The 17,690-nt window shown below is 42.1% G+C and carries 17 protein-coding genes; 4 read left to right on the top strand and 13 right to left on the bottom strand.

Annotation, left to right across the window (positions count from 1 at the left end):
• Positions 1-323 precede the first annotated feature (323 nt).
• The 3 genes from AACS90_RS16320 to pcp are packed head-to-tail and all read left to right on the top strand — an operon-like array spanning position 324 to position 2,735.
• Positions 324-1,052 (top strand): DUF969 domain-containing protein, encoded by a 729-nt coding sequence (locus tag AACS90_RS16320; RefSeq protein ID WP_099120784.1) that lies wholly within the window; start codon positions 324-326, stop codon positions 1,050-1,052.
• Complete coding sequence (locus AACS90_RS16315) at positions 1,049-2,065, top strand: DUF979 domain-containing protein (protein ID WP_193757142.1); 1,017 nt, start codon at positions 1,049-1,051, stop codon at positions 2,063-2,065. Before AACS90_RS16320 ends, AACS90_RS16315 begins: the two co-directional genes overlap by 4 nt.
• 22 nt (positions 2,066-2,087) lie before the next feature.
• Positions 2,088-2,735 (top strand): pyroglutamyl-peptidase I, encoded by a 648-nt coding sequence (pcp, locus tag AACS90_RS16310; RefSeq protein ID WP_099120781.1) that lies wholly within the window; start codon positions 2,088-2,090, stop codon positions 2,733-2,735.
• Between the two features lie 94 nt (positions 2,736-2,829).
• Here the strand turns inward: pcp and AACS90_RS16305 are convergent, their stop codons facing one another.
• The 13 genes from AACS90_RS16305 to AACS90_RS16245 all read right to left on the bottom strand — a co-directional run bounded on the left by AACS90_RS16305 (position 2,830) and on the right by AACS90_RS16245 (position 16,660).
• A complete protein-coding gene (locus AACS90_RS16305) occupies positions 2,830-3,990 on the bottom strand; it encodes an MFS transporter (protein WP_099120779.1) in 1,161 nt (386 codons plus the stop codon).
• Between the two features lie 10 nt (positions 3,991-4,000).
• Positions 4,001-6,832 carry an aldehyde dehydrogenase family protein gene (locus AACS90_RS16300; RefSeq protein ID WP_099120777.1) on the bottom strand — a complete coding sequence of 944 codons (2,832 nt, stop codon included), beginning with the start codon at positions 6,830-6,832 and terminating at the stop codon, positions 4,001-4,003.
• Positions 6,833-7,314: 482 nt separating this feature from the next.
• Complete coding sequence (gene pgpA / locus AACS90_RS16295) at positions 7,315-7,806, bottom strand: phosphatidylglycerophosphatase A (RefSeq protein ID WP_099108723.1); 492 nt, start codon at positions 7,804-7,806, stop codon at positions 7,315-7,317.
• Positions 7,799-8,845: a thiamine-phosphate kinase gene (gene thiL, locus AACS90_RS16290; RefSeq protein WP_099120775.1), complete on the bottom strand. Its 1,047-nt coding sequence runs from the start codon at positions 8,843-8,845 to the stop codon at positions 7,799-7,801. Before thiL ends, pgpA begins: the two co-directional genes overlap by 8 nt.
• 100 nt (positions 8,846-8,945) lie before the next feature.
• Positions 8,946-9,362 (bottom strand): transcription antitermination factor NusB, encoded by a 417-nt coding sequence (gene nusB, locus AACS90_RS16285; protein ID WP_086954179.1) that lies wholly within the window; start codon positions 9,360-9,362, stop codon positions 8,946-8,948.
• A gap of 27 nt (positions 9,363-9,389) precedes the next feature.
• Complete coding sequence (gene ribH / locus AACS90_RS16280; protein WP_099120773.1) at positions 9,390-9,860, bottom strand: 6,7-dimethyl-8-ribityllumazine synthase; 471 nt, start codon at positions 9,858-9,860, stop codon at positions 9,390-9,392.
• 89 nt (positions 9,861-9,949) lie between these two features.
• On the bottom strand, positions 9,950-11,089 hold the full coding sequence (gene ribD / locus AACS90_RS16275; RefSeq protein WP_099120771.1) for a bifunctional diaminohydroxyphosphoribosylaminopyrimidine deaminase/5-amino-6-(5-phosphoribosylamino)uracil reductase RibD: 1,140 nt from the start codon (positions 11,087-11,089) through the stop codon (positions 9,950-9,952).
• A 10-nt stretch (positions 11,090-11,099) separates the two neighbouring features.
• The gene (nrdR, locus tag AACS90_RS16270; protein WP_099108728.1) at positions 11,100-11,549 is read right to left on the bottom strand and encodes a transcriptional regulator NrdR; all 450 of its coding nucleotides are present in this window, start codon (positions 11,547-11,549) and stop codon (positions 11,100-11,102) included.
• Between the two features lie 156 nt (positions 11,550-11,705).
• Positions 11,706-12,674, bottom strand: coding sequence for a protein translocase subunit SecF (secF, locus tag AACS90_RS16265; protein WP_099108729.1), 969 nt, complete (start codon positions 12,672-12,674; stop codon positions 11,706-11,708).
• Between the two features lie 10 nt (positions 12,675-12,684).
• Positions 12,685-14,532, bottom strand: coding sequence for a protein translocase subunit SecD (secD, locus tag AACS90_RS16260; RefSeq protein WP_099120769.1), 1,848 nt, complete (start codon positions 14,530-14,532; stop codon positions 12,685-12,687).
• 28 nt (positions 14,533-14,560) lie between these two features.
• Entirely contained in the window at positions 14,561-14,899 is a 339-nt protein-coding gene (yajC, locus tag AACS90_RS16255) for a preprotein translocase subunit YajC (protein WP_099120767.1), read from the bottom strand.
• A gap of 170 nt (positions 14,900-15,069) precedes the next feature.
• The gene (gene tgt, locus AACS90_RS16250) at positions 15,070-16,194 is read right to left on the bottom strand and encodes a tRNA guanosine(34) transglycosylase Tgt (protein ID WP_099108731.1); all 1,125 of its coding nucleotides are present in this window, start codon (positions 16,192-16,194) and stop codon (positions 15,070-15,072) included.
• Positions 16,195-16,447: 253 nt separating this feature from the next.
• Positions 16,448-16,660: a hypothetical protein gene (locus tag AACS90_RS16245; protein WP_099120765.1), complete on the bottom strand. Its 213-nt coding sequence runs from the start codon at positions 16,658-16,660 to the stop codon at positions 16,448-16,450.
• Positions 16,661-16,812: 152 nt separating this feature from the next.
• Between AACS90_RS16245 and AACS90_RS16240 the strand changes: the two genes are divergently transcribed.
• Positions 16,813-17,679 carry a phage tail protein gene (locus AACS90_RS16240; protein WP_241538187.1) on the top strand — a complete coding sequence of 289 codons (867 nt, stop codon included), beginning with the start codon at positions 16,813-16,815 and terminating at the stop codon, positions 17,677-17,679.
• The last annotated feature ends 11 nt before the right edge of the window (positions 17,680-17,690 follow it).

Here is a 17,690-nt window from a genome sequence, read left to right as displayed (position 1 = left end):
TACAAATGAAATTGTTAAATTGAATTATATTTTTAAAATACAGTAAAAACATCTTAAATTAATACCGATAGTTAACACCATGTAATGCTAAAAATGGCGTTAAAAATATCGGTTTAATCCTTTTTTATTTCCAATGACTCCGATAAGAAATCCATCCAATCAGTGATCTACCTTCCATTTTTACAATCCAATGCAGATTTACATTGATCATTCTTTGAACGCAATATATTTATTGTTCAACAATAAAAAACAATTAACCAACAATGAATGCAAATTAAATCAACAATAAAACAACAATCCATTTATGCAGAGGGAAGTAAAATATGCAGCATACTGTCAGTTTTTGGCCCCTAATCGGGATTGCAGTCATCATCATTGGTTTTATTATCAGGTTTAATCCTGTTCTGGTTGTCACAATTGCAGGGCTGGTCACAGGCTTAGCTGCCAATATGCCGCTTCTCGATATTCTGGAAAAGCTCGGATCTGGCTTTCTTAATACAATGAACCTATCGCTGACTATTCTATTACCTTTGGTCATCATTGGATTGCTGGAAAGGCATGGTTTAAAAGAGCAGGCTCAACGTGCCATTGCTCATATTAAAAGTGCCACAACCGGGCGTTTATTGATTGTCTATCTGTTTATACGTGAAATCTCTGCCGCTCTGGGGTTAACCAGCCTGGGAGGGCATCCACAAATGGTTCGTCCATTATTGGCGCCAATGGCTGAGGGGGCTGCCGAAAATCAATATGGTGATTTACCCAAAAATGTGCGCTATCGGATCCGCGCTATGTCCGCCGCAACAGATAATACCGGATTGTTTTTTGGAGAAGATATTTTTGTCGCATTCGGCGCGATTATTTTTATGCACAATTTTATGCTGAACTCCGCTGGTATCGAGACAGAACCCCTACATATTGCACTATGGGGAATTCCGACTGCGATTTGTGCTTTCTTCATCCATTCAGTTAGGCTATATCGGCTGGATAACAAACTTGCCAAAGAAATTGCCTCCCTAAGCCATAAAAAACACGCCAGTCAGGAGGCTATATAATGTTTCAGTTACAGTATCTCTATTATCTGGCAGGCGCTATTTTGCTTATTGTAACGGTGATGTCCTGGCGTGATAAAGCCAATCCCCGTCGTTTGACTACAGGACTATTCTGGGGGCTTTATGGTTTTATTTTTCTGCTAGGAAACTGGAGCTATCGTTTGGCTGAGCTCTGGATCGATAATGAAGCTCTTGCAACAAGAATCGTACATATCGGAGTAGGGATTTTAGTGGTTGTGATGGCACTGCTGGCTGGGTTTGGCGGGGTTCGTTTAGGTAACTATCATCAGCCAACGCCAGAGCAACGACAGGAAAGCGCAACCCGCCTCGGTAATCGGTTATTTTTACCCGCCTTACTTATTCCGGTTATCACCATGGTGGGTGTTCTTGCATTTAACCATATTCCCGGATTAGAACGTGCAATTTTTGGCGAAGGCAATCATACAACGCTGGCAACCCTCTTCTCTATCACTCTCGGCTGTCTTGTCGCACTGATAATTGCTATCCGTATCACTCGCGAGAAAATTATACAACCTATGCAGGAGACTCGCCGCTTACTGGACTCTATAGGCTGTGTATTCATTCTGCCACAAATTCTGGCTACGCTCGGGTTACTGTTTACAGCTGCTGGAGTGGGAACAATTATCTCTTATCTGACAGAGAGTTATCTGGCGGTTGATAATCGGTTTATCGCAGTCATGGCTTATGTCTTTTGCATGGCACTCTTGACCATGATTATGGGAAATGCTTTCGCCGCCTTCCCTATCGTAACAGCCGGAATTGGGATCCCTATTCTTGTACTTCAACATGGTGGTAACCCGGCCGTAATGGCAGCAATCGGCATGTTTTCCGGTTACTGCGGTACATTGATGACACCAATGGCAGCAAATTTTAATCTTGTTCCCGCAGCGCTATTAGAGCTACCTGATCGAAATGCTGTCATCAAGGCACAGATCCCTACGGGATGTACTTTGCTGATTGCCAATGTGTTTTTACTCTATTTTCTGATGTTCTGACAACAAATGACAGGAAACAGCTATGAAAACAATTTTAGTGACTGCCTTTGAGCCTTTTGGAGGCGATGCCACCAACCCTTCATGGGAGGCGATTAAGCGACTACAAGGCAGCCGAGTTGCTGATGCAAACATTGAAGTTCATCAGCTCCCCTGTATCTTTGATACATCACTGGCGCAGCTTTATACCATTATTGATAAGTATCAGCCGGAATTAGTAATTTCCGTTGGATTAGCGGGAGGCAGACCTGATATTACAGTCGAACGGGTTGCCATTAATATTAACGATGCAAGAATTGCCGATAATGCAGGTCATCAGCCGATTGATACACCTATTATTGCCGGTGGCCCTGCTGCGTATTTTTCCAGCTTACCTATCAAGGCAATGGTCAGGGCGTTAAATATATCTGGTATCCCTGCTACTGTTTCCCAAACAGCCGGCACGTTTGTCTGTAACCATGTAATGTATGGCTTATTACATTACCTTACACAAAAATACCCTGCCGCACGTGGAGGGTTTATCCATGTTCCTTATTTGCCAGAGCAAGCCACTGAATATACGAATATGTCCAGCATGTCTTTAGAAATAATAACGTCAGCATTAAAAATGGCGATTAAAGTGGCCTGGGAAAATAAATCAGATATTGCTGTGGCGGGTGGAGCAACACATTAAACTGACTACGTAGGTATGACTCAATATTCATACTCGCTGAATTTAAGTTTACGCTTTATTGGCGGCAACGCTAACTCTGCCGCCATACAAAATATTAAGATTTATTGGGTACAGACTTGTTAGGAAGCAAATATGAAAATACGAATACGAGCCCAACAGTAATCAATATAATTGTAAATCCTTTTGCGTTGAATATATCCATTGCTACACCTGTTATTAAAGGCCCCATAAGACTGCCAATGCCCCAAATAATGCCAAATAGAGAGTTTATGGTAATCAATGTCTGACCTGAATATTTTTTCCCGGCTCTCACCAATGATAAGGTGTAAATCCCACCTCCGAATGCACCCATAATAATGATATTAGCCCATAAAAATATAGAGTTTATACTAAATGGCAATGCCAATAGAGTGAGAATAAAAACCACCCCACAAATAATGTGCATTTTCTGATGGTTAGTTTTATCTGCCAGCCAACCTATAGGCATCTGGAAGATTGCATCCCCTAAAAAAATTAATGTTATCAATGTAATGGTGATCTTTTCGGATATTCCCAATGATAAACCATATAGCGGGAACATAGATAACGTTGCTGAATCAAAAAAAGAAAAACAAAAAACACCAATCATAAGGCTAGGTGCTGATATGATTAGTGGTAAGAAAGAACCTTTTATTTTTTCATTTTGTTCTGTTTGTTGTGATAGTGCTGATGAAGGGTTTCTTATTATAAGAACAAGGCAAAGAATAGAAAATATGCTCAGTAAAATTGCAGGGATAAGAGAGATAATACCAAAAATAGAAATTAACAATGGCCCCAGAAGTTGACACCCCGTGAATACGGAAGTGTATAGCCCCATGAATGTCCCTTTGTATTTACCACTAGTATTATCGCTAATCCAGGATTCCCCTATAACCACAATGACACCACAAGCAAACCCCATAAGAAACCGGGGAATAGTAAGGTAATATACCTGATTTAAATAAGTAGAAAAAAAAGTAGAAACAGCCAGTAACAATAAACTAAAACTCAATAATTTATTTAAGTTAAATAATCGTGTAAGTATTGGAACAATTATGGAAGAGATCAGCATTCCTAGTGCAGGTAATGCTGACATTATACCCATTATTGTTGAAGCTCGATTTTGCCCTGCCAGCTTTAGACTGACCATTGGTAATGTATATCCCATCGCTAATCCTACGAGCGATGCACCCAATATGATGGAAACCATATATGATTTATTAAAGCTGGCAGTCATTTTTATCTTTTTACCCTTTGTATGGTTCAACTAGATATTGGTATATATCTCTTTGTGGTAATGTACTTCCATTAATTCTGTTACCATCATGCCAAAGGCATGATGCTGCGGGTCCCTGTCCACCATATGGGAGATAACCATGTTCCTCTAAATGTAAATCAGTATTAAGGAGGATACTATCCGGTAAGTGTAACCTTTTATTTAATTGATGACTAATATAATCACTTGTACCAAACAAAGAAATATACATCGCATTAGCAGAATAGTTTGAATGAGAAAAATAATCTGCCAGCTCTTGATCGCCCTGATATCTTTGCAAAAAGAAAACAGGAGCAAAAAATTCTTTGTAATTGCCACCTAAAACGAGAGGCTTTTCAAATACTGTCGGCTTTATCATACCATCTATAGGATTTATTTCCCCACCATAAGTACAATAACTTCTATTAAGTTTAAATAAAGATGCTATTTTTATACTATGATCAACATCACTGTTAGGGCCTACAATATTATTGTAATCAGAATAAGAGCCTACCTTTCCTTCTATTTCTTTCAAGCTTAATATTAATTTATCCCTGAATAAATCATATATATCGCTGTGTACTAGTATAGAATTAGGACCAGCACAATCCTGACCTTGATTGTAAAGCACAACCCGTTTAGTACTTTCGATAGCTAAATCTATATCCGCATCTTTTGATATAACAAGAGGGTTATGCCCTGCACCATTCAAGATAAACAACGTGTTTTTTCTGAAATGTTTTCTGACCTTAACTGCATTTTCTGGCGTACCGGTAAAGATAACAGCATCTGTTATTTTCACTCTTCGACTTAAAAATAATTCTTTTTCTTCATAAGAAACTGAAAAGGATTCAGATATCTTCGACATATCAATAACATTTTCAAATTTTTTATAATGGTAATGCATTGCCGTAGGTGGACGTATACAAACATTTTCAGCCATAAGAGAAGGTATAAAACCAAAACATACAGATGCGTAAATTGGCTGATTCAATGGTAAAAATGATGTAATGCCATAAATTTTTTCCTGAAAATACGCTTCATTTTCCCCAATATTTTCTAGAATATCAACTGAACGGGAAATCTCATCTTCAGTGACAACTTTACATTGATATTCAGATAGCGCCTCTATCAAAGAACTACTCTGTTTTTTTAATTCACGGGATAGGATCTGACACTTTTCCTTAACTTGATTAAAGTTAATTTTACCGAATAACTTTGGCATATGTAACTCTTCATTTTTATCTATGTTTATCACTATGGATGAATTTGATGGGTTTGTTTTAATATCAATATTATCTTGTGAGTCATTTTCTTTTTTCTGTATATATGGGTTACTAAAACAGTCAATAATATCTTTTTCATCATTTAACTCTATCCATGTTTTAATTCTGGGGCCACAGATATCGCCATACAACCCTCTATACAGTAAATTCCATATTTGTGCGCTATCTTTTTCTGGAAAGATGTTTTCATAGGTATCAAATATCAATTTGAACACTTCTTCTTTATTAAAAGACATTTCTTTTTTCATTAAGTTTGTAATAATAGAAAAGTACTGTCTTTCTTTACCTGTTGCTAAACCAGCATAACGATTTTTATTTGTTTTTAAATAATAATTATAACTTATAGTTAATTCTTCTTCTGATATCACTTCCCCATCGATTAGGTATAAATCAATAAATTTCTTTGCTGAGAGAAGAGTTATAGGATTTGATGCTTTTAATATTCTGGCAATCTTAAGAAAAGAAAGGCGTTTTTTGTTTTTTTTCAATACATTAACTTGATCATTTAATCTGGGGGATTGTTCTATATAAAATTTAGTGGATTTTTTAGGATCTTTTGATAAAAAAACCTGGATAGCTTCTCGTGTAAGAAGGCTTTTGGCATCTTGTAGAGAAAAACCATTTCCTTTTGACTTAGATATTTTTTTCCCGGAAGAATCAAGAAACAACCCATATTTGTAAAGGCGAGGGCTAGATCGATTTAAGGCACTGAAAATCTGGCGAACAACTGTAGCTGAATCTATTAGATCTTCCCCATGCATTTCAAAGTGGATGTTTCTATGCAGTAATCGCATGCTCCAGTCAGCTTTCCATTGGAGTTTGGATTTTCCGTTTAGTACTGAAATTGTTTGTTCCTGATCAAATATTTCACCCTGATAAAGCTCCTGAAGTTCTACACCATATTCATACCCAGGTTTATTCACAATTTCATCTGATGGTATATAATAACTTATCTCACCATTGTCAGGATCTACATTTGTTATGATGATATGCTCAAGGACTTTCCCGGTTATTTCGGAAATAGGCATTATTATATTATATGTTCGCTGCCTCAAAAACCCGGTAGATTCTTTGCATATTTGATTTATAGTAGTAAAATTTTTCAGAAATAACTTTATTGAATCGTTATAATCACCATTTTTATAAGCCAGCGAATTTTTTATTATATTACAGTCTATACCATATTCTTTAGCGAGCTCTAACAATCGAGTTTCTGCCATTTCTGAGAATGAAGAGAAAACCCCAAATGGATCTGGAACTTTGTTTACCGGTAGCCCCAGATAATCCTTCAATTTTTCTGGGTTAGGTACGTTAGACGGTATTTTCCTAAATGGGTCTAAATCATCTGAAATAAGGAAAAAATTATTTTTCCTTCCTAAATTAGTTAGTTCTTCTTTAACTAAACCAGTCCGGATAATTTCACAAAGAGTCCCTATATGTGGAATTCCTGTTGGACCAAACCCAGCTCCAATATTAATTTCTTTTTCGGGGGTAACTTTATTATTTATTTCTAATGATTCAGTAACATACCACTTCATAAATAATCAACTCCTATACGAATGATTATATTTACTTGCTGCGGATAAAAGTCACATAAACCAGATTTTAAGCTCAACAAATTCCTTTCCAAACCATTATCAATGGAAAGAAATAATAAAAATAAACTACATTATAGTAATTTGGATTAGACTAAAAAAATAATACTCCTATGCTTCTTCAAGTCAACGGATGCTTAATTTATCCCGTTATTATTTTTTATAATATAATTTTATTTTTTAAAGGTTATTTCTTAAACCTTATTCATATAAAAAAGAAAAATAAATTATATAAGCTTAAAGCTATTGCATAATAGAATAGGAACAAATAAAAATTAAAATAAATAACTCTCTCTATATAAAGCAATTAGAGTGAATGAATGAAATAAACAACAAAATGGTAACTTGAAATTCAACAGGTATAGAAATAAATTAGCCACTGTAAACAGTGGCTAATGTCAGTGATGCGGGTAATAGTAAGAGATTCAGAAAGGCAATAACTGGTAAAAATTAAACAGCCAAATAACAATTACCGCAAAAATTGCAGCGATAATATCATCCAGCATGATACCAACACCGCCTTTAACATAGCGGTCAAACCAGCGGATTGGCCAAGGTTTCCACATATCAAAAATACGGAATACCACAAAAGCGACTAAAACCCATTGCCAGTTGAGAACAGGGATCGCCATTAAGGTAATCCACATTCCGATAAACTCATCCCAAACCACACAGCCCGGATCATCTACCTTCATGGCATCGGCTGCTTTCTGACAAATCACACAACCGATTATTGTGCCCAACAGAATAGCCAGCCAGATCCCCCATTGCGGTAACTGTACCAACAGTAACCAGAATGGAATAGCCGCCACTGAGCCCATTGTGCCCGGCATTATCGGCGATAATCCGCTACCAAATCCGGTAGCCAGCAAATGCCACGGATTGCTCATCTTCAGGTGGCGTTTTGCGTCATCCATGCGTTCCCTCCGTCTGGTCATCCTCTGCATGTTCTGATGGATAGTGAGCTTCCTGCGGTTTTTTGTCAGTTCTGAAATGGTCAAACCCTTTCAGATCCAGATCAACTTCTTCGTTATTGTTAAAGTAGCGGATGCCTTCTGATTCTGGCCTGATTTGCCCGATACAACAAAAACTGGCGCCTGTATGTGCCAATGCCATATTTAATGCACCACGATTCAGTTCCGGTACAGTAAAGCACAATTCATAATCTTCACCACCACTCAAAGCCCAGTTTAAGGCCTGTTCTGGCGTTGCATATTTCTGCACTGCTTCAGAATAAGGCAGAGCATCAAGATTAATACGTGCGCCACACTGGCTGGCTGTCAGGATATGATTCAAATCAGAAATCAGCCCATCAGACAGATCAATCGCTGATGAGGCCAAATCACGCAGTGCCTGCCCTTGCAAGACTCGTGGTTGCGGACGAAGATGGCGTTTAACCAACCAGTTATGGATCGATACTTCTTCGATTTTCAGACGATCCTGCAACAAAGCCAGCCCTGCCGCACTATCGCCCAAAGTTCCGGTGACATAAATCCAGTCACCGTTTTTAGCACCAGTACGACGTAATGCTCTACCAGCAGGAACCAGACCATGTACAGTCAGAGTCAGGCTCATCGGGCCTTTGGTTGTGTCTCCGCCAATTAACTGCATTCCGTAATAGTTCAGTTGTTCAAACAGACTATCACTAAACCGCTTTAACCACGCCTCATCGACAGAAGGCAAGGTTAGGGCCAGCGATGCCCAGGCGGGGTCTGCCCCTACAGCAGCTAAATCACTGATATTGACAGCCAGTGCTTTATACGCCAAATCTTCTGGAGCAATATCAGGCAGAAAATGAACACCAGAAACTAATGTATCTGTTGTCACTGCCAGTTCTTGTTTTTCTGCAACGGTCATCAGCGCACAATCATCACCAATCCCTAGATTCACATCACGTCGGCGGATAACATGGCGATTGAAATAACGTGCAATGAGGTCAAATTCACCACATGCCATAATAGAATTCCAAAAAGTGACTGACGATAAGAACATGAGGCCGGGAAACCGGCCTCATGTTTAAAATCATCGAGTTATAATAGGGGCTATTGGCAGGCAATCACTTTTTTTTACGTGCTACCGGGCCAGCTTTGTCCAATACCCCGTTCACGAATTTATGGCTGTCTTCAGCACCGAAGGTTTTCGCCAGTTCGATACCTTCATTGATAGCCACTTTGTAGGGGACATCATCACGAAAGCTTAGTTCAAACATCGCAACGCGCAAGATAGCCTTTTCCACCTGACCCAACTCTTCGAGCTGGCGGGAAAGATAAGGAGCCATCAAGGCATCCAATTTTGTCGCATTGACCGCTACCCCGGACAGCAATTCACGGAAATAGGTGACATCAACACCGTTTACGTCCTGCTCTGACAGAAACTGCAATTCAACATCCGCGATGCTGTTTTTAGATAATTGCCATGAATAAATTGCCTGAACAGCACACTCACGAGCACGACGACGAGCAGCAGGTTTCACAAAATTCCCCTTAATTAAAACTAAAACTTAAGCCTTAATGGCTTTAATTACATTGATCATTTCCAATGCGGTCAAGGCAGCTTCAGCGCCCTTGTTGCCCGCTTTAGTACCCGCGCGTTCAATTGCCTGCTCAATATTTTCGGTTGTCAGAACACCAAATGTAACAGGAATATTACTGGACATTGCCACGCTGGACAGGCCAGAACTACACTCGCCGGCAACATATTCAAAGTGGGCCGTACCGCCACGGATAACAGTACCCAAAGCGATCACCGCATCATATTTTTTGGACTCAGCCAGTGCCTTAACGGTCAACGGCAATTCATAAGCCCCCGGAACCCATACTACGGTGATATTGTCCGAAGAAACCTGACCAATGCGTTCCAGCGCATCCACGGCCCCTTCCAACAGGCTGTCATTAATGAAGTTATTAAAGCGGGCGATCGCAATAGCGATGCGGGCTTCAGGAGTTGCAACAACACCTTTGATTACGTTCATAGCCTTCCTCATATCTTATTCATATCCGCAGGGGCGCGGATCTTATCACATTCTTTTTCTCTGCGTCTTGATTTATGTTCAAACTTAAATCAGAGCGGTTTTAAACGAAGACGGACATCAGGCCCAATCTGTTGGACATCTATCAGCGTGAATTCAGGCGCATCCGATAACTTTTGCAGTTCAGGGATGGCAAACAGCCCACGGGCACTATTTCCCAATACTTTGGGAGCGATATAGAGGATAAGCTCATCCACCAGACCCAGAGACAATAATGCACCAGCCAGCGTTGGACCACATTCCGCCCAGACAGAGTTTACCTGACGTTTACCAAGCTGCATCATCAACAGCACTAAATCAACACCTGTACCGTGTACCGGCAGTAATATTTTTTCTATATTATCAGGCCATTGCTGTTCATTTTTATCAGCACTATTTGCACTATCTGAACCATCTAGGTCAGTGTGTGCTAACCAACATTGACCGGTTTGTTGAACTACCTGATGCTGCGGGTTGACTCGATTTTTACTATCTACAATAATGCGAACGGGCTGACGCAAAGATTCCTGCGGATAGACGACCTGTGTTTCTGCATCCAGTTCATTCCAGCGGACGGTCAGTGACGGATCGTCTGCCAGCACCGTTGCACTGGAACTCAGGATAGCACTGCATTGTGCTCGCAGTTTCTGCACATCCTGCCGGGCGGCTGGTGAAGTGATCCACTTACTTTCACCTGATGCCAGTGCGGTACGCCCATCCAGTGATGCTCCCAGTTTTAATTGCAGATAAGGAAACCCGGTGCGCATACGCTTAAGAAACCCTTTATTCAGCATTTCGGCCTGTTCCATCATCAAACCATGCTCAACCGAAATACCTGCCTGCTGTAATTTATATAAACCGCGTCCCGCTACCTGTGGATTCGGGTCCTGCATTGCCACTACAACGCGGCTGATACCTGCTGCAATCAGGGCATCAGAACAAGGAGGGGTTTTACCATGGTGGCTGCATGGCTCAAGAGTCACATAAGCGGTTGCACCTTTTGCTTTTTCTCCGGCCATACGAAGCGCATGGACTTCGGCATGGGGCTCACCCGCACGTAAATGAAAACCTTCCCCGACTATCTGATCATCTTTAACGATCACACAACCTACATTCGGATTCGGGGATGTGGTAAAACGCCCCTGATACGCCAATTCCAGCGCACGGGACATATATGTTTCATCAAGAGTCATATAGCAGCCTTTAGTCTTGTAGTCTGGCGATCTCTTCGCCAAATTCCCGGATATCTTCAAAACTACGGTAGACAGATGCAAAACGGATATAAGCTACTTTATCGAGCTTTTTCAATGCATCCATCACAAAATTCCCAATCATTTTAGAGGGGATTTCACGTTCTCCCGTTGCTCTAACCTGAGATTTAATGTGGCTAATTGCTGTTTCCACATCATCGGAGCTGACAGGGCGCTTTTCCAGTGCTTTCTGCATACCACGACGCAATTTTTCTTCGTCGAAAGGCTCCCGAACATCATCACTTTTAATCACTCTGGGCATGACCAGTTCTGCAATTTCAAACGTGGTGAATCGTTCATGACATTCGAGACACTGACGGCGGCGGCGCACTTGTGAGCCATCCCCTACCAGACGGGAATCAATAACTTTTGTATCAACGGCTGCGCAAAATGGGCAATGCATATTGTTTCCTGACAGTTAACCGAACAGGAAGACAGTTTACCCTGAAGTGATAATGAAAAACACCCTGTAAGTGAGCACTTACAGGGTGTTTAAATTAGACTGCTTATGTTATTAAAAACTATGCAATTACATACAGAAACATAATTAGAAACATAATTAAGGAAGAATGGACGGCTGGTCTGCCCCTTCTTTCTCCACTTTCTGTACAATCATATGCTCACGCTTCATACCCAGCTTTAACGCCAGTGCAGAAGCAACATAAATGGAAGATGCCGTACCAATGGAAACCCCGATTAACATCGCCAGTGAGAAGCCTTTCAGCATTTCGCCACCGAAGATATAAAGCATCACCACTACCAGCAATGTTGTTGCAGAAGTCATGATCGTACGACTCAGGGTTTGAGTCAGAGAAACGTTGGTAATTTCATACGACGTACCACGACGTATCTTACGAAAGTTCTCACGAATACGATCCGAAACCACAATACTGTCATTCAGTGAATAACCGATAACAGACATCAACGATGCGACGATGGTCAGGTCAATTTCAATGTGGAATAACGACAATACGCCCAATGTAATGATAACGTCATGAGCCAGTGCGATAACAGCACCTAGCGCCAGACGCCATTCGAAACGGAATCCGACATAAATCAGGATACAGATTAGCGCCACCAACAGGGCCATTGCCCCAGTCTGTGCTAATTCGCTTCCCACACTTGGGCCTACAAATTCAACTCGTTTAACAACTGCGTCTTTATCTATATCCGCGTTAATGACCGAGATGATTTTATTACCCAGCTCCTGACCCGCGTTACCTGTTGCTGGAGGCATACGAACCATCACATCACGGCTGCTACCGAAGTTTTGCAGCAGTGGATCAGCAAAACCATTTTTCGCCAGACTCTCACGCATCTTGTCCAGATCTGCGGGCTTGCTCAGGTTTATCTCAATTACCGTACCGCCGGTAAAATCAAGCCCCCAGTTAAACCCACGCGTTGCCATCATAGCGATGGAAGCAACCAACAGCAGCAATGAGATAGTAAAAGCAACGTTGTCCCAGCGCATAAAGTCAATGACTTTACGCCCATAGTTTAATTGTTCAACAGTATAATCCTGTGCCACAACGTGCTCCTTAAATTGACAGCTTATTGATGCGCTTACCACCATACAGCAGATTCACGATTGCACGTGTTCCTACAATGGCAGTGAACATTGACGTCGCGACACCGATACTGGTTGTGATTGCAAAGCCTTTGATGGAACCCGTCCCTACAGCATACAAGATCACAGCGGTAATCAGCGTCGTCAGGTTGGCGTCAATAATACTGGAAAACGCACCTTTATAACCTTCATGTATCGCCTGCTGTACAGAACGCCCGTTGCGCAGCTCTTCTTTAATACGCTCGTTTATCAAAACGTTCGCATCGACGGCAACGGCCAGAGTCAGTACGATCCCGGCAATACCCGGCATCGTTAATGTCGCCCCCGGCAACAGAGACATAACGCCAACAACCAGTATCAGGTTCGCCAACAGTGCGCTACTGGCGATCAGACCGAATTTACGGTAGTAAACCACCATGAACAGTACGGAGGAAATCAGCCCCCACAGACAGGCTTCAAGCCCCTGTTCGATGTTCTGCAAACCAAGAGTTGGACCGATTGTACGCTCTTCAACAATCTGAATAGGTGCAATCAGGGCACCTGCGCGCAACAATAACGATAACTGACGGGCTTCGTTCGGGTTACTAATCCCTGTAATACGGAAACTATTACCCAGACGAGACTGAATAGTCGCAACGTTGATGACTTCTTCATGTTTAGCCAGAATCGCACGACCGTTAGCATCTTTCTTACCGCTGTCTTTATACTCCACAAACAGTGTAGCCATCGGCTTCTGCAAGTTATCTTTAGTGAAGTTAGACATCGCAGTACCACCGGCACTATCCAGTGAGATATTGACCTGCGGATAACCGTTCTCATCAGTGCTCGAGGTTGAATCGGTGATATGGTCACCTGTCAGGATCACACGCTTATACAGCACAACAGGATTGCCATCGCGAGTATATTTCAGCTCTGAATCGCCCGGAATACGCCCCGATACAATGGCACTCTGATCAACATTGGTGTTTACCAGACGGAATTCCAGTGTTGCCGTTGCACCAAGGATTTCTTTCGCGCGGGCGGTATCCTGAATACCCGGTAACTCAACAACAATACGATCCGCACCCTGACGCTGTACCAGAGGCTCAGCAACACCCAACTGGTTAACACGATTACGCAGGATGGTGATGTTCTGCTGAACAGCATAAGAGCGGGCTTCGCGCAGACGCTCATCCGTCATAACCGCTTTCAGCGTACTGTTATTACCAGTAGAGAATACAAGGTCACGGTGACGAGGTTCGAGGTAGTCTTCTGCTTTAGAGCGGGCATCATTATCACGGAAACGGATTTCTACACCGTAATTTTCTGCCTTGCGGATAGTGGAATAAGCAATGCCCTGTTCACGCAGTTCGGAACGCAGGCTATCAATATTCTGTTCCTGAAGCTTGCTCAGGGCGGTGTCCATATCGACTTCCATCAGGAAGTGAACCCCACCACGCAAATCCAGCCCCAGTTTCATCGGCTCTGCACCGATTTTACTTAACCAGACGGGTGTCGCAGGCGCAAGGTTTAATGCCACGACATATTGTTCGCCCAAAGCCGAAACCAGTGCTTCACGGGCGCGGAGCTGAACATCAGTACTATTGAAACGAGCAAGGATTGCCCCATTTTCCAGCGCAATGGACTTACTCTGAATATGATCTTTATCTAAAACATTACGGACTTGGTCCAGCGTTTTTTCACTGGCGGCGATACCTCGCGCGCCAGTGATTTGTACAGCCGGATCCTCACCATAAAGGTTGGGAAGTGCATAAAGCAGACCGATGAGGATCGCAGCGATCAGCATCAGATACTTCCACAAAGGATAACGGTTCAACACGGCAGTTCCCTTCGGGAAAATCGGAAAATTAAATAGCTTTCATCGTACCTTTCGGCAGAATGGCAGCAACGAAATCACGCTTGACAGTTATTTCTGTGGTGTCATTCAGGGCAATAACAACGTAACCCGTTTCAGACACTTTAGAGACACGACCAACCAAACCACCAGAAGTCAGCACTTCATCTCCCTTGGAGATGGACTCCATCAGTTTTTTATGTTCTTTGGTGCGTTTTTGTTGTGGACGCAGGATCATGAAATAGAAAATCAGGCCGAAAACAACCAGCATGATAATCAGAGAATATGGGTTTCCCTGAGCTTGTGCTGGTGCGCCAGCAGCTGCCGCAGCTTCAGAAATAAAAAAACTCATCAAATATCCCTCATTGTTATCGAAAACACTTATTTTGCGAAAAAACAGTTTACAAACAAACAGATTACGAAAATTGGTTATCGAAAAAATTGCTATCGAAAATCGACAGTGGCTCGATCAAAAACCAGCCCAATATGCTACACACATTGAGGCTGGTTAGTCACGCCAAATTATACATTTAACGGTGGAACGGGTTTACCGATCCGCTGATAAAACTCTTCAACAAACTGTTCCAGTCTGTCTTCTTCAATGGCTTGACGAATTCCGGCCATCAGACGCTGATAATACCTTAAATTATGTATCGTATTCAGCCTTGCACCAAGAATTTCGTTACAGCGATCAAGGTGATGCAGATACGCACGGCTATAATTCCGGCAAGTATAGCAGTCACAATGCTCATCTAATGGCGATGTATCTTCTTTATGCTTCGCATTGCGGATCTTGATCACACCTTCCGTTACAAAAAGATGACCATTTCGGGCATTACGGGTCGGCATAACACAATCAAACATATCAATACCGCGACGAACACCTTCAACCAAATCTTCCGGCTTACCAACGCCCATTAGATAGCGTGGCTTATCCTGCGGAATTTGTGGGCAGACATGTTCTAAAATGCGATGCATGTCTTCTTTTGGTTCGCCCACAGCCAGACCACCCACTGCATAACCGTCAAAACCGATTTCCACCAGCCCTTTGACAGATACATCACGCAAATCTTCGTAGACACTGCCCTGAATAATACCAAACAGCGCATTTTTATTGCCCAGCTCATCAAAACGCTGGCGGCTGCGCGCAGCCCAACGCAATGACATTTCCATAGAACGTTTGGCATAATCCCAGTCCGCTGGGTATGGCGTACATTCATCAAAAATCATAACGATATCGGAACCCAGATCATGCTGGATTTCCATTGATTTTTCCGGGCTGAGGAAAACAGGCGTTCCGTTGATAGGATTGCGGAAATGAACCCCCTCTTCCTTAATCTTACGCATAGCACCGAGGCTGAAGACCTGAAAACCGCCGGAGTCAGTCAGAATTGGGCCGTGCCACTGCATAAAATCATGCAAATCTCCATGCAGTTTCATAATTTCCTGACCCGGACGCAACCAAAGATGGAAAGTATTGCCCAGCAGGATTTGTGCTCCTGTATCTTTAACCTCTTCCGGTGTCATACCTTTAACTGTGCCGTAAGTTCCCACTGGCATAAAGGCAGGTGTTTCCACTACACCACGATCAAAAATCAGACGGCCACGGCGGGCATGCCCATCCGTTTTTTGTAACTCAAATTTCACTTAACCTCCAGACATCAGAAAAACAGTCTGATGTTTGACATAAAATGATGCATTCTAAACACTAATGACGCCACTGTACACGCCAGCCTTGTGATATACGGTATGTCAATATTTGCGAATTTTTGTGTCATTCCTACTTCCTTGTGACACAATTTTGTCAAAGTTGACACATCATTAAAAAAGTTTGAAGGATATTAGGAAATTTTTGTGTGCCAAATGCGCCCCACCTTTTTGCTAACCTTCTGATATAGCTTCAGTCCTGAAGGTTCAAAAAAACTGCATGAAGCGGCTTATCTGAATTGAAGGATTTTAATCCAATATCAATGGTGTCAGCCTGCATTAATAAAGTGCCACCAATGTTTCTGATAAAAATAAAAAACGCCAATAAACCAGCGATGAAACTTCCACCAACCCCATCAGTTATTTGATAAATTTGATTAATTACTCGCCTGTCATTGTATGTCATCCTGCAACAAAACATGCAACCTATCAAATATCGTTTAAGGCCGTTATTTCAGTATCGATAAACCACGTTATTGATATTCACTGGCGGAGAAGTCTTCCAACGCCTTTATGTTACTTGGCAATGTGTATTGTTGATTAAATGAGGGAATGATTATGCAAAATCAAAAACCTGACGTCCTTGTTTCAGAAGATAGTAACCTTGCTGTCGTTACAACACCGGAATATGTCAAAAAAGCGATTGCAGAACACGCTCAAAGCCGCAACCACCCAGATGCCACGCTGCAAGATAAAGGTTTTACTATTCTGAGTAATGATACTGGCAGTGATAGCGAGACTATGGCTGCAACACCAAAAGCGGTTAAAACTGCCTATGATTTGGCGAATGCGGCAAATAATAACGCTGATAATGCGAACAATGTCGCTAATAGTGCAAATGACAATGCTAACACTCGCTTAGCAAAGAACCAGAACGGGGCTGACATACCGGATAAGAAAGAGTTTGTGAAAAACCTTGGAATAGAAACATTAATGGAAGAATTATCCTTACCTGCTGGTGTTCCCGTACCTTGGCCAACAGCAACACCACCAGAGGGTTGGCTGATATGTAACGGTGACTCATTTGATCCTGTAAGATACCCGAAACTTGCTCTTGCTTATCCATCTGGTGTGCTACCCGATTTGCGAGGAGAGTTTATTCGCGGTTGGGATAATAGCCGAGGAGTGGATGCTGGCCGACATCTGCTTTCTCATCAAGCAGCAGATATTGCACCACATAACCACAGAATTCACCGCATGTGGTCTAGATCCACGGCGGGTGCTGAGAATTTAGGTACAGGGAGCGCCATTTTTAATAGCGTCCAAAAAAACATTAACTATGGTGCTGATCCCAGAGGATTAGGCATTGCCATTGGAATGGGATCTGGTGGTTATGGTTATATGGATAATGCGGTTGCTAACTCAACAGGAAAAGAAACTCGCCCCCGCAACATAGCCTTCAATTATATAGTCAGAGCTGCTTAATTATGAGTAAC

It is taken from the genome of Xenorhabdus sp. KK7.4, assembly GCF_963876465.1.
Classification (GTDB): Bacteria; Pseudomonadota; Gammaproteobacteria; order Enterobacterales; family Enterobacteriaceae; genus Xenorhabdus; species Xenorhabdus stockiae.
This window is presented reverse-complemented; position numbering and strand designations above follow the sequence as displayed.